Genomic DNA, 13,611 nt, shown 5'->3' with positions numbered 1-13,611 from the left:
CGGTCAGGGCATTTCGCTGACCTGATAGGCAGAACGGTCCAGCCAGTCGGGGTTGATCTCGACCCCCCAGCCGGGGGCGTTGGTGACCGTGGCCTGACCATCGGTGATGACATAGGGATCGGACAGGAACAGCCCCTGTTGCCAGGGATAGTAATCCAGTCCCTCGATCGAAAACTCCAGGTATTTCCCGGCATTGGGGATCGCGCGCAAGAGGTGCATGGTGAAAAGCGTCACCATCGACAGGTTGGCCGCGTGCGGCGTAATCGGCATCCCGGAAGCCTCGGCCATGCGGGCCACGCGCAGGGTGCGCGCAATGCCGCCGATGTAGCAGATGTCGGGCTGGAGTACGTCGACCACACGGTCGCGGATCATCGTCTGCCAGCGCTCCATCATGCAGTCCTGCTCGCCGCCGGTGACGTCGATGTCGAGCGCCTCGGTCACTTCGCGGGTCTGCTCAAACTCCCAATAGGGGCAGGGTTCCTCGTAATGCGAGATGCCGTGCTGTTCCAGCATCCGCCCGACCTCGATGGCGCGGGGGGGGGAGTAGCAGGAATTGGCATCGACGAGCAGCGCCACATCGTCGCCCATGGCGCGGCGCATGGTCGGCACGATCTCTTCGGTGCGGCCGGGCCATTCATCCTGGTCGCGGCCGACCTCGGCGCCGATACGGAATTTGAAGGCGTCAAAGCCCAGTTCGTCGCGGAGGCGCGCAAGCCGCGCGGCCTCGTCCACCGGCGTGATGTCGCGTTTCATCGACGAGCCATAGGCGCGCACCGGTCCGGGCGTGCCGCCGATCAGTTCGCAGACCGGTTTGCCCGCGCGCCGCCCGTGCATGTCCCAGAGCGCGGTGTCGACCCCGCCCATCGCCCGGCGCAGGTACGAGCCCGGGAACTTGTGCTCGCGGTCGCGCACGATGTCGAGCATGGCGTCGATCTCTGTGCAGTCCATCCCCAGCGCGTAGGGCGCGACCTGCCGGTGCAGCACCTGCGCGGTGATGTCGGCGTAGTAGGGCGCCACTTGCCCCCAGCCCTGCGCGCCGTCCTCGGCGGTGGCCCGGACGAAGCAGACATATGGGGTGGAGAAGGTTTCGAGTTTGGCAAGCTTCATGTGATTTTCCGGGTTTGGCCGACCGGGGCGGACGGGTGTTGTAAAAAGGCTGGAGAAAAATCGGGCTGGCAGGTATATCCATTTCGACATTTTCGCCAGACCAATTAAGGGGGCTGCCCGTGAAACATGCCGCAGGCGCCTTGCTGTCCTCGATCCGGCTGGACCGGACGCTCAGGCGCAGTGTCAGCGTTCAGCTCTACATGGCGCTGCGCGACATGATCCTGTCGGGCGCCCTGCGCGCGGGTGAGCGGCTGCCGGCGACCCGGACGCTGGCCAAGGAGGTGGGCGTGTCGCGCACAACGGTGATCGACGCCATCGACCGGCTGGTGGCCGAAGGCATGCTGGTGTCGCGCATCGGGGCGGGGACATATGTCAGCGAAACACTGGAGGACCAGAGCGTAACCGCCCCCAGTCAGGGGGCGGTCAGTGCCGGTCGCGAGCCCAGGCTGTCTTATGTCATCAGCCACGCGCAGGGCGCCTATGCCCAGCGCGCGTGGTTGCCGCACAAGCCGCGCGCCTTTGTCACCGCGCTGCCGGCGCTCGATGCCTTTCCGATGGCGCATTGGGCACGGCTGTCGGCGCGGCACCTGCGGGGCGGGCGCGGCGACGTCATGGGCTATGGTCAGCCCAAGGGACTGGCCGCACTGCGCCGGGCGATTGCCACCCATCTGAGCGCGCTCAAGGGCATCCGCTGTGACCCCGAGCAGGTGTTCATCACCTCGGGCGCGCAACATGCGTTTTCGCTGATCGGGCGGCTCTTGCTCAATCCGGGTGACCGGGTCTGGATGGAGAACCCCGGCGCCTCGGGCGCGCGCAATGCGCTGTTGTCCGAAGGGGCCGAACTGGTGCCTGTGGATGTGGATGCGCAGGGCATGGTGGTGTCTGACGGGTTGGCCAAGGCGCCGCATTTCCGGCTGGCCTTTGTCACGCCCTCGCACCAGCAGCCGCTGGGTCATGTCATGTCGCTGCCCCGGCGGCTGGAGCTGTTGCAGGCCGCCGAACAGGCGCAGGCGCTGATCATCGAGGATGACTATGACGGCGAGTTCTACTTTGGTAACGCGCCGCGCCCGGCGCTGCACAGTATCGACGCCAATGGGCGGGTTCTCTATGTCGGCACCTTCTCGAAATCGCTATTCCCGTCGCTGCGGCTGGGGTTTGTGCTGGTGCCCGAGCGGATGGTCGCGGCCTTTGATGGCATTTTCAATACCTGGGCCAGCGGGCCGTCGACTGCGACACAGGCGATCGTGGCCGAGTTCATGGACGAGGGGCATTTCGCCACCCATATCCGGCTGATGCGGCAGCTTTACAAGGCGCGTTACGAGGCCTTGCTGGAGGCCGCGCGCGACCTGCCCGACAGCATCCGCCTGCAAGAAACGACCAGCGGGTTTCACACGCCCGCTTTTCTGAGCGCAGGCGTGGACGAGGCAGAGGTGGTTGCGCAGGCGGCCGAGCAGGGGGTGACCCTGGCGCCGCTGGGGCGCTATTGTCTGTCGCCAATTTTGCAATCCGGTCTTGTCTTTGGCTTTGGCTGTGCTGCGCCCGAGGATATCGTGCGCGGCATGAGCATCCTGCGCGAGTTGCCGGCCCTGCGTTAGAATTGGTATGACGTTTTTGTGATATTGGATATGAATTGTGTGCCAATACTGCCCTAGCGTTTCCGTCGAGGCCAGCGGGTGGGGCATGTCCTGCCGCGGCTGAAGGGAGCATCGCGGTCGAGCAAATGCCACTTTCGAGCATCAGGCAGACGCCATTCTGGCACGATCAGGTCGGCGCCATGCCGACCTTGCCGGACCGGCCATCGGCCAAGGTCGATGTGCTGATCGTCGGCGCGGGCTATACCGGGCTGAGCGCGGCGCTGACCACGGCGCGCGGCGGTCGCTCGACGCTGGTCGTGGATGCCGAGGATCCGGGCTATGGGTGCAGCAGCCGCAATGGCGGCCAGATCAGCACAAGCGTGAAACCTTCGCTGGAAAAGCTGACCGCGAAATTCGGGTTGGAGCGGGCGCGGGGCATCCGGGCCGAGGGTGCCAATGCGCTGCGCTGGATCGGCGAGTTTGTTTCCCGCGAGGGACTCGACTGCGATTTCCGCCGGGTCGGGCGGTTTCATGCGGCGCATACGCCGGGCCATTACGAGGATTTGGCGCGCGATGCCGAGAAGCTGCGCCAGCAGGAAGGCATCGAAAGCTTTGCCGTGCCGCGATCCGAGCAGCGCCGCCAATTGGGCACCGATGCCTATTTCGGCGGCGTGGTGTTTTCTGCGCATTGCTCGCTGCATCCGGGCAAGTTTCACCGCGAATTGCTGCGCCTTGCTATCGGGGCCGGGGTGGAGGTGGTGGGCCAGTGTCGGGTTGGCGCGATCACCCGTTCCGGAACAGGGTTCCGGGTCGAGACCGTCAAGGGTGTGGTCGAGGCGCGCGATGTGATCGTCGCCACCAATGGTTACACCACCGCGCTGACGCCATGGTTGCAGCGCCGGGTGATCCCGATCGGCAGCTATATCATCGCCACCGAGGAGCTGCCCGAAGCGACCATTGACGAACTGTTCCCCGGCGACCGGATCGCCAGCGACACCTGCAAGGTGGTCTATTATTATCGCGCCTCGCCCGACCGGCGGCGGGTGCTGTTCGGGGGGCGTGTCTCGGCCTCGGAAACCACGGCGCTGGCCGGGGCGGCCCGGCTGCGGCAGGACATGTGCCGTATCTTTCCCCAGTTGGAAAACGTCGCGCTGAGCCATGCCTGGAGCGGTACGGTCGCCTACAGCTTCGACGAATTGGCCCATACCGGGGTGCAGGACGGTATTCATTTCGCCATGGGCTATTGCGGATCGGGCGTGTCGATGGCGCCCTATCTGGGCATGCGCGCGGGGCAAAAGGTGTTGGGCCTGGCCGAGGGACAAACCGCGCTCGACGGTCTGCCCTTTCCCACCCGGCCCCTCTATCGCGGCAAGCCCTGGTTCCTGCCTGCGGCGGTGGCCTGGTATCGCTGGAAGGATCAACGACAGTTTCGAAAGGCTTTGCGCATGACCTGAACGGGCCGGGCAGGGCGGCGCCTGTGCCGCACTGGCCCCGGTATTAACGGATCGAAACCAAGGTTTAGGATTCGAAATTTCATTTGTCCCGCTGGTGCCCGCACTATCGCGACAGGTGGAAGACGACTTGGGCGCCTTGCCCGCTGCCTGCCGATCTGGACGGGGCAGGACCCGGAAAACCACCAAAGGGAGGAAACCAATGAAAACGAGAACAATTCTGACGATCTCTGCCGCAGTCATGGCGACGGGCGCGTTTGCGCAGGACAAGAGCGTGACCATCGCGTCCTGGGGCGGCTCGTATCAGGAGGCGCAGAGCAAGGCCCTGTTCGAACCCGCCGCCGCCAATACCGGTATCGAGGTCAAGCAGGAGACCTATGGCGGCATGTCCGATGTGCGGCTTCAGGTCAGCTCGGGGCAGGTGACGCTGGATATCGTGGCCAGCGGTTCGGGTTCTGCGGCGCGGGCGGCGGCCGAAGGGCTGCTGGAGAAGCTCGACTACAACGTGATCGACGTCTCGACCTTCTATCCCGGTCTTTACACCGATTATTGCATCGGCGGTGACGTGTTCTCGACCGTCTATGCCTGGAACACCAATACCTATGGCGAGAACGGACCACAGAGCTGGGCCGATTTCTGGGATGTCGAGAAATTCCCCGGCAGCCGCGCCTATCGTGGCAAGGTGGCGGGCGCACTGGAGGGCGCGCTGATGGCCGATGGCGTGGCGCCTGCCGATGTCTATTCGGTGCTTGACAGTGAAGAGGGGATCGAACGCGCGATCGACAAGATCCGCGAGCTGAAGCCGCATATCTCGGTGTTCTGGACCTCTGGCGCACAGCATGCGCAGCTGATGAAGGATGGCGAGGTCGATATGACCACCGGCTGGAACGGGCGGTTCGACAATGCTGCCAAGGACGGCGCCAAGGTGGCCTATAGCTTTAACCAGGCGCTGCTCGACTATGACTGTTTCGCGGTGCCCAAGGGCGCGCCGAACCGGGATACGGCGATGATGTTCCTCAACGAGATCTCAAAACCCGAGTACCAGGACGATCTGCCGAAATACATCACCTATGGGCCGACCAACAAGGCGGCTTATGAAACCGGTGAGATAACTGCGGATGTGGCGGCGGGTCTACCCTCGTCGCCGGATAACGCGGCGATGCAGCTGCCGGTCTCGCTGGACTGGTACGCCAAGTGGGAGACCATCGCGGCCGAGATGTATCAGGAAATGCTGACCGAGTGAGGCGGGTTTCCTGCCATTCAAGGGCGGGCGCTGCGGCGCCCGCTTGTTTCTCGAACGAAGATTGCGAGGGTTTGTCTTGACCTCCAGAACCAACGAAGCCCTGCCGATCTCGGTCCGCAACGTGACCAAGACCTATGGTCCGGTGCATGCGCTGAACGACGTCTCGCTCGAGGTGCGCAGCGGCGAGTTCCTGACGCTGCTGGGCCCGTCGGGATCGGGCAAGACGACACTGTTGATGGTGCTGGCGGGGTTCACCCGGCCCGATTGCGGCAGTCTGAAATTCGGCGACCGCGAGGTGATCCGCACGCCGCCGCATTTACGTGATGTGGGGATGACGTTTCAGAGCTATGCGCTGTTTCCGCATATGACGGTGGCGGGCAATGTGGGCTATCCGCTGAAGCTGCGCAAGGTGCCCAAGGCCGAGATCGCCGCCCGCGTCGAGGCGGCGCTGGATACCGTGCAATTGGGGGGCTTTGGAGCCCGCCGTATCGACCAGTTGTCGGGCGGCCAGCGCCAGCGCGTGGCTGTTGCCCGCGCCATCGTGTTCGAACCGCGCATCCTGCTGATGGACGAGCCGCTGTCGGCGTTGGACAAGAAGCTGCGCGACCAGATGCAGATCGAGCTGCGCCACCTGCATGAGAAACTGGGCATGACCACGGTCTATGTCACCCATGACCAGCGCGAAGCGCTGACCATGTCCGACCGAATTGCCGTGGTGAACCATGGCCGCATCATGCAGCTGGCCACGCCGCGCGACCTGTACGAGCGGCCCGCCAACCGCTTCGTGGCCGATTTTATCGGTGAATCCACCTTTCTTCCGGTGTCGCGCCAGGGCGACACGGTAGTGTTCGACGGCACGCCTCTGATGCATGACAGCCCGCCGCCCGAGGCCGCCAGCCTGCTGTTGATGATCCGCCCCGAGCGGGTGGTGCTGTCGCGCGAGGGGCCGCGCGAGGGGGTCAACAACTTTGCCGCCACCGCGACCGAGGTGGTCTATCAGGGCGACAGTTTCCTGCTGCATGCGGCGCTGGCCGATGGCGCACAGATTGTGCTGCGGGGCGCCATGCGGGGCGCCAACGTCACAGCCCTGCCAGCGGTGGGCGAGGCGCTGACCCTGTGCCTGGCACCCGAAGATACGGTGCTGATCGACGGAGGCGAGGCCTAGGATGGAGGCGGTACGCACCAACGAGGCCGGGCTGAGGCGGGACGAGTGGCTGGAGCGGCTCAAGCTCTTTGGCCTCGGCTCGCCCGCGATCCTGCTCATCCTTGTCATTCTGGTCATTCCGGTGGGCTGGCTGTTCTATGTCTCGTTCATCGGGGCGGATGGCACGTTCTCGCTGGAAAACTACGAGCGGATGCTGAAGCGGAAATCTTATGCCCGCATCTTTCAGACCACGTTCGAGGTCAGTTTCCTGACCACCGGCCTGTGTATCCTGATCGGCTATCCGCTGGCCTATTTCATCGCGGGCCTGCCGAACCGGATCGCCAACCTGTGCCTGATCACGGTGCTGCTGCCGTTCTGGACCTCGCTTCTGGTGCGCACCTATGCCTGGCTGGTGCTGCTGCAAAAACGCGGGCTGGTTAACGAATGGGCGATCTCGCTGGGTCTGTGGGACGAGCCGATCAAGATGGTGCACAACATGACCGGTACCCTGATTGGCATGGTGCATATCATGCTGCCCTTCCTGATCCTGCCGGTCTATGGCGCGATGAAGGCGATTGACCGCGACCTGATGAAGGCGGCCTCGAACCTGGGTGCCAGCCCGCGCCGGGCCTTCTGGACGGTGTTCTTTCCGCTGACCCTGCCGGGTCTGTTTGCCGGGTCGCTGATGGTGTTCATCCTCTGCCTTGGCTTCTTTGTCACCCCGGCGGTGCTGGGCGGCGGCAAGGTGATCATGGTGTCGATGAAGATCGTGTCCAACATCGAGCTTTTCGTGAACTGGGGGGCCGCCAGCGCGTTGGGAGTTGTGCTCCTGGTATCGACGATGGTGATCCTGTGGATCGCATCGCGTTTTCTGAACCTCGAGAAGATGACCGGGGGAGGGCACTGATGCTGCGCTGGTTCCGAAACCCCGCGACCGAAACCCAGATCACCCACGGCCAGCGCCTGTGGCTCTACGTCATTGCGGTGATCACCATGGTGCTGCTGGTGACACCCACGCTGATCGTCGTGCCGATGTCATTCTCGGACAGCCAGTATCTGGAGTTTCCGCCCGAGACCTGGTCGACGCGCTGGTACGACCATTACTTCGGCTCGCCGGAATGGATGTTGGCAACGCGGACCTCGTTCAAGGCGGCGTTCCTGACGATGCTGGTGGCGACACCGATTGGCGTTCTGGCGGCTTATGGCCTGCATTGCTCGAAAATCCGGTTTGTCCGCGCGGCCTTTGTTCTGATGATCACGCCGATGATGGTGCCGGTGGTGCTGGTCGCGATCGGGGCCTTCTACGCCTATGTGCAGCTTCAGATCCTCTATACGATCACCGGGCTGGTGCTGGCGCATACGGTGCTGGCACTGCCGCTGGTGGTGATCGTCACCGGTTCGGCGCTGAAGAGTTTCGACATGAGCCAGGAGGCGGCCGCCCGCAGCCTGGGCGCGCCGCGGTGGAAGGCGTTTCTGACCGTGACCCTGCCGCAGATCCGCTTTGCCGTGGTGACGAGTGCGCTCTTGTCCTTTCTCACTTCGTTCGACGAGGTGGTGGTGGCGATGTTCGTCTCGGGCGGCGACAACCCGACACTGACGCGCAACATGTTCAACGCGTTGCGCGACCAGATCGACCCGACCATCGCGTCGATCTCGACCATCATGATCCTGGTGACGACGGGGATGATGGTGCTGGCGCAGGTGTTTGGACAGCAGAAGACGAAATCGAAATGATGGGTCAGTTGGTGATGGTTCGTGGCAAGGTCGATCCATGATCCGGTCCCGGCTGGCGAGTCGATTTGTCAGGGCGGATGTGGCCACTCTTCGTGCAGGATGACGCAATGATCGAAAATGAACGCGCGGCGCTGGCCGACAGTCTGTGGACCGCAACCGCGGATGCCGCGCCGGACTGTCCGCCACTGGCGAGCGAGACGGAGGCGGATGTGGTGATTGTCGGCGGCGGGTTCACCGGGCTGTCGGCGGCGTTGCATCTGGCCGAGGCGGGGCAGCAGGTTGTCCTACTGGAGGCCGAGACGCCGGGCTGGGGCGCATCGGGGCGCAATGGCGGTCAGGTGAACCCAGCGCTGAAGCCCGACCCGGACGACCTTGTCGCGCGGTTTGGTGATGACCTTGGGCGGCGCATGGTGGCACGCTGGGGCGATGGCGGGCGGCTGGTCTTCGACCTGATCGCGCGGCACGGGATCCACTGCGATGCGCGGCCGGTCGGGTTTCTGCGCACGGCGACCAACACGCGCGGACTGGCCATGCTGCGTGAGATCGCGCGCCAGTGGCGGGCGCACGGAGCCGACTATGACGATCTGGATGCGGCTGAAACCGCGCGGCTGATCGGGGCCAAGGCTTATCTGGGCGGGGTGATCGACCGGCGCGGCGGCAATATCCATCCTTTAAACTATGCGCTGGGACTGGCGCATGCGGCAATCCGCGCCGGCGCGGTGCTCCATGGTCATAGCCGGGCCATCGGGTTCGAGGACGAAGGTGCGGGGGTGACGGTGCGCACCGCACGGGGCCAGGTAAAGGCGCGCCGCGCGCTGGTCTGCACCAATGCCTATACCGGCCCCTTAGGTGGAGCGCTGGGCCGGTCGGTGGTGCCGGTAACCTCGGTCCAGGTTGCCACGGCGCCATTGTCGGACAATGTGATCCGGGGGATCCTGCCCGAAGACCACGCGCCGACCGATACGCGGCGGCTGATCCAGTATTACCGCAAGACGGCGGATGGGCGGTTTGTCATGGGCGGGCGCGGCGCGCGGGGCGAGGCGGGCACGCGGCGCAGGCAGCAAGAGTTGAGGCTGGCGGCGGAGGCGCTATTTCCCCAGCTGCGCGCGGCGGATTGGGTGCATGCCTGGGGCGGTGACGTGGCGATGACGATCGACAGCCTGCCCGGGCTGCACCGGTTGAGCCCGAACGTGATGGCGGGGCTGGGCTTTAATGGCCGGGGCGTGGCCAATGCCACGGTGATGGGCACCATTCTGGCGGATTGGGTGCTGGGCGTGCCCGAGGATGCGCTGGATTTCCCGGTCACGCCGGTGCGGCCCATTCCGTTTCATTCACTCAGAAGCGCAGGCGTGGCACTGACCATTGGGGCCTATCGCCTGTTGGACAGGGTCAACCGGTAGGGGCAACATGTCGGACTATGATTTCATCATCGTGGGTGCGGGGTCGGCTGGCTGCGTGCTGGCCAACCGCCTGAGCGAGAACGGCCGGTTCACGGTGCTGTTGCTCGAGGCGGGGGGCAGCGATCTGAACTTCTGGATCTGGATGCCGATCGGCTATGGCAAGACCTTTTACCGGCCCAGCGTCAACTGGATGTACCATACCGAACCCGATCCGGCGCTGAACGGGCGGGTCAGCTATTGGCCGCGCGGCAAGGTGCTGGGCGGGTCAAGCTCGATCAACGCGATGGTCTATGTCCGGGGACAGGCGCAGGATTTCGACGCGTGGCAGGCGATGGGCAATCCGGGCTGGGGCTGGGACGATGTGCTACCCTATTTCCGGCGGTCCGAGACCAATGACCGGGGTGGAGACGCCTTTCGCGGCGACAATGGCCCGCTGCATGTGGCGAGCATGGACCGGGATCTGCACCCACTCTGCCGGGATTTCATCGCGGCGGGCGGGGAGCTTCAATTTCCGCACAACCCCGATTTCAACGGCGCCACGCAAGAGGGGGTCGGCACCTATCAGAACACCGCCAAGGGGGGCATGCGGATGTCGGCGGCGCGGGCCTATCTGCGCCCCGTATTGCGACGCGCGAACCTGCGTGTCGAGACGGGGGCGCTGGCCGAACGGGTGCTGTTCGAGGGCAGGCAGGCGGTGGGTGTATCCTATCGCCAGAATGGGCAGGTCAAGACCGTGCGGGCCCGGCGCGAGGTGATCCTGTCCGGGGGCGCGATCAACTCGCCGCAATTGCTGCAACTGTCGGGCGTCGGCCCCGCCCGCCTGTTGCAGGACAAGGGGGTCGAGGTTGTGCATGCGCTGGACGGGGTGGGGCGGAACTTGCAGGACCATCTGTGTATCGACCATCTCTACCGCTCCCGCGTGCCGACGCTGAACACCCAGTTGCATCCGTGGTATGGCAAGCTGTGGCACGGGCTGCGCTATGTTCTGACCCGGCGCGGGCCACTGTCGCTGGGCGTCAACCAGGCGGGTGGCTTTGTGCGCTCGCGTCCCGGTCTGGATCGTCCGAACATGCAGCTGTTCTTCTCCCCGGTCAGCTATACCAAGGCGCCGCCGGGCAAGCGGCCGCTGATGAACCCCGACCCGTTCCCCGGCTTCCTGCTCAGCGCCCAGCCGACCCGACCCACCAGCCGGGGGCATCTGGAAATCCGCTCGGCTGATCCTTCCGAACATCCCGCGATCCATCCCAATTACCTGTCGACCGAGATCGACGTCCAGGAGATGCTGGAGGGCGCGCATTTGTTGCGGAGGCTGGCCGAGACCCTGGCGCTGGCCCGCCTGATCGAGGCCGAGATGCTGCCCGGCCCGGATGTCCGCTCGGACGAGGAGCTGATCGCCGATTGCCGTAACCGGGCCGGAACCGTGTTCCACCCGGTCAGCACCTGCCGGATGGGGCCGGATGCGGCGCGTGACGTGGTGGATGCGCGGTTGCGGGTGCACGGTATCGGCGGTCTGCGGGTGGTCGATGCCTCGATCTTTCCCACGCTGACCTCGGGCAACACTAACGCCCCGGCGATCATGGTCGGCGAAAAGGGCGCCGACATGATCCTGGAGGATTGCGGGGCAGGGCGTGTGACCCCTGCCTGATTGGGCCGGGGTGCGTTCAGTCTTCCTGTTGCAGACGCTCAACCATCTCGGCGATGCCGCGTGCGCGGGCATGTTCCAGAGGTGTGACCCCGTCGCGATCGGCCAGAGTGCGGTCGGCGCCAGCGGACAAGAGCGCATCGAGCACGGCCTGGTGATCGGGGCCACCATCGCCCAGGATCACCGCTTCGATCACGGCGGTCCAGTGCAGGTTGTTGACATGGTCAAGCGGCGCACCCGCTGCGATCAGGCGTTGCACCACCTCGACATGCCCCAGATGCGCGGCCGCGATCAGGGCGGTGCCGTCATAGGGGCTGGTCGTCAGCCCCGGATCATTGCCAAGCCTTATCGCAAGCGACATCAGCTCGGGGTCGTCGGCGACCGCAGCGATGGTCACGACGTCATAGGCCTGATATTCCAGCGCGTTCATGTCCGCCCCCGCTTCGGCCAGGGCGCGGAGGGCGTCGTCTTGGGACGCAAACGCCGCCACATGCGCCGGTGTCCGGCCTTTGCCGTCGCGCGCGCCGACATCGGCGCCAGCCGCGATCAACCGCCTGACCTCGGCAACATCGCCCCTGTGTGCGGCGCGGAACAAGCCGTCATAGGCCGCCACCTCGGTCGCCGAAGGCGCAGTTTGGGCCGATAGCGATCCGGCAAGGCAGGCAAGAAGGGCGATCAGGGTAAGGCGGCACATGATGGAGACCTTTCGTCTTTGCTTTGCGGTTGGCCGGATCGGTTGAGGCGCGTATGCCTCCGGGGTTCATTGCAGTCGCATCCGGACCCCGAGAATAACACAGGTTGCCCGTTGATCCTCGCAGCACGTGCTGTCCCGGCCATGAATTGCCGGGACGGCCGGGGCGGTGTTCTGTCGGTGCGGTTGTGCTACATGGGGCGAAACCAGAATCGCAAACCGTCGCAGGTGCGGCTTATTCATCGGGAATTCGGGGACAACACGCCCGGTCGGTTTGCAAGCAGAACGAGGCTAACGCTTTGAAACATAAAGCACAAGATGCAGCGCGTTTGAGCGTGGCCCCGATGATGGATGATTGAGATTAACTATATATAACAATATATTAGTGAGAATCATGTGCAGTCAGTGTGTAGTCGCGCTCACCGCCTAAAGACATTGACCGCCGCTGAGTCAAAAACCTTGCATCCACGGTCGGTCGAGAAGCGAAAGGGACAAGTTACCTGATGCCCATCAACGGATATCGTGGGTGTATCGCAAGTTGCGAGAAATCCTCTCGCTGCCGCCGTTGACGAAGCAGCTGCCTGACCCGCCGGTTACCACATCTGAAAAGCCTGCCGTCTTTCTCCTTTAATCCGACTGGCTATGATCGCGGCGGCGCCGGGTAAGCCGCCGCGATCATATTGAAACGATCTCAGTTTTCAGCGCGAGCGTTTTGACACGAATGCCGAAACGCCTGTTTGGTAGCGCGGATCAGAGGCCCACGTCGTCCGGGCTCAACAAGCCCAGAAGGTTAAACACCTCTAAACCGATTTGCAGGTTGACCGAGGATTGCCCGGCGCCATCGACCAGCGCTCACATGATCTGTCCGGTGGGCCGGTAGGTTATGAAGGCTTCCTCGACCGCATCGTCACCGGAGCGTTCGCCCTCGGCGTTCGCGGTGTGGGCAAATTGAACCAGGAAGTCGTCTCTGAAGGCAGTGGTGATGCCGAAGAAAAGCACGTCGCCCTCGGCGGCGTTATAGTCCTGCACCCAGTCAGAACCATGATCGAAGATGCCCAGGTGATAGAACTTGTCCGCACCACTGCCGCCATTTATCCGGTCATGACCGAAGCCACCATTGACGAAGTCATTGCCCGCACCGCCGAACACCAGGTCAGAGAAGGCCGAGCCGGTGATCACGTCATCGCCGTCCTGGCCCTGGATTTCGTCCACGCCGAAGCCACCGGCGATGGTGTCATTGCCGCCCTGACCGAAGATCAGGTCATTGCCAGAGCCTGCGTCGACGCTGTCGTTTCCTTCGCCGCCAAAGATCACGTCACGTAGATCCGAGGCCGTGTCGCCACCGAGGATGAGGTCGTCACCGTCGCCGCCATTGAGCGTGTCGGCGCCATCACCGCCGCGCAGCGTGTCGTTGCCGCCAAAGCCGCGCAGAACGTCATTGTCGCCCAGGCCCGAGAGGTCATCATCGCCTTCGCCCCCTTCCAGCGTGTCGGGTCAGATGCCCCCGACCAAGGTCAGCGACCCGCCGGTGACCGGCCTGGTGGCTGCGCTGGTGACGCTTTCACTGGTGCCGAAATTGTCGGTGTAGGTGAACACCACCGAAATCTGTGCGCCGACATCCGCCT

Annotated in this window: 11 protein-coding genes and 1 pseudogene; 8 read left to right on the top strand and 4 right to left on the bottom strand. The window is 64.2% G+C overall.

Annotation, left to right across the window (positions count from 1 at the left end):
* Positions 1-3: 3 nt before the first annotated feature.
* A complete protein-coding gene (locus tag OE747_RS22055) occupies positions 4-1,107 on the bottom strand; it encodes a mandelate racemase/muconate lactonizing enzyme family protein (protein WP_263830624.1) in 1,104 nt (367 codons plus the stop codon).
* A 119-nt stretch (positions 1,108-1,226) separates the two neighbouring features.
* Here OE747_RS22055 and pdxR point away from each other — a divergent pair, with 119 nt between their 5' ends.
* The 8 genes from pdxR (at position 1,227) to OE747_RS22015 (ending at position 11,298) form a co-directional block, all read left to right on the top strand.
* Positions 1,227-2,702 carry a MocR-like pyridoxine biosynthesis transcription factor PdxR gene (gene pdxR, locus OE747_RS22050; protein WP_263830623.1) on the top strand — a complete coding sequence of 492 codons (1,476 nt, stop codon included), beginning with the start codon at positions 1,227-1,229 and terminating at the stop codon, positions 2,700-2,702.
* A 125-nt stretch (positions 2,703-2,827) separates the two neighbouring features.
* The gene (locus OE747_RS22045; protein WP_263830622.1) at positions 2,828-4,135 is read left to right on the top strand and encodes an NAD(P)/FAD-dependent oxidoreductase; all 1,308 of its coding nucleotides are present in this window, start codon (positions 2,828-2,830) and stop codon (positions 4,133-4,135) included.
* A gap of 199 nt (positions 4,136-4,334) precedes the next feature.
* Positions 4,335-5,375, top strand: a complete 1,041-nt coding sequence (locus OE747_RS22040; protein WP_263830621.1) for an ABC transporter substrate-binding protein — start codon at positions 4,335-4,337, stop codon at positions 5,373-5,375.
* A gap of 76 nt (positions 5,376-5,451) precedes the next feature.
* Entirely contained in the window at positions 5,452-6,540 is a 1,089-nt protein-coding gene (locus OE747_RS22035; RefSeq protein ID WP_263830620.1) for an ABC transporter ATP-binding protein, read from the top strand.
* A 1-nt stretch (position 6,541) separates the two neighbouring features.
* Positions 6,542-7,426, top strand: coding sequence for an ABC transporter permease (locus tag OE747_RS22030; protein ID WP_263830619.1), 885 nt, complete (start codon positions 6,542-6,544; stop codon positions 7,424-7,426).
* Positions 7,426-8,253, top strand: a complete 828-nt coding sequence (locus OE747_RS22025) for an ABC transporter permease (RefSeq protein WP_263830618.1) — start codon at positions 7,426-7,428, stop codon at positions 8,251-8,253. Before OE747_RS22030 ends, OE747_RS22025 begins: the two co-directional genes overlap by 1 nt.
* A gap of 107 nt (positions 8,254-8,360) precedes the next feature.
* Positions 8,361-9,653, top strand: a complete 1,293-nt coding sequence (locus tag OE747_RS22020; protein ID WP_263830617.1) for an NAD(P)/FAD-dependent oxidoreductase — start codon at positions 8,361-8,363, stop codon at positions 9,651-9,653.
* Positions 9,654-9,660: 7 nt separating this feature from the next.
* On the top strand, positions 9,661-11,298 hold the full coding sequence (locus OE747_RS22015) for a GMC family oxidoreductase (RefSeq protein WP_263830616.1): 1,638 nt from the start codon (positions 9,661-9,663) through the stop codon (positions 11,296-11,298).
* A gap of 16 nt (positions 11,299-11,314) precedes the next feature.
* Here OE747_RS22015 and OE747_RS22010 read toward each other — a convergent pair whose 3' ends face one another.
* The 3 genes and pseudogenes from OE747_RS22010 to OE747_RS24690 form a co-directional block, all read right to left on the bottom strand.
* Positions 11,315-11,989, bottom strand: coding sequence for an ankyrin repeat domain-containing protein (locus OE747_RS22010; protein ID WP_263830615.1), 675 nt, complete (start codon positions 11,987-11,989; stop codon positions 11,315-11,317).
* Positions 11,990-12,838: 849 nt separating this feature from the next.
* The gene (locus OE747_RS22005; protein ID WP_404818351.1) at positions 12,839-13,417 is read right to left on the bottom strand and encodes a calcium-binding protein; all 579 of its coding nucleotides are present in this window, start codon (positions 13,415-13,417) and stop codon (positions 12,839-12,841) included.
* Positions 13,418-13,474: pseudogene (locus OE747_RS24690) on the bottom strand (hypothetical protein); the annotation flags it as partial. It lies immediately after the preceding gene.
* Positions 13,475-13,611: the final 137 nt, after the last annotated feature.

Source organism: Ruegeria aquimaris, from assembly GCF_025751555.1.
Taxonomy (GTDB): Bacteria; Pseudomonadota; Alphaproteobacteria; order Rhodobacterales; family Rhodobacteraceae; genus Ruegeria_B; species Ruegeria_B aquimaris.
This window is presented reverse-complemented; position numbering and strand designations above follow the sequence as displayed.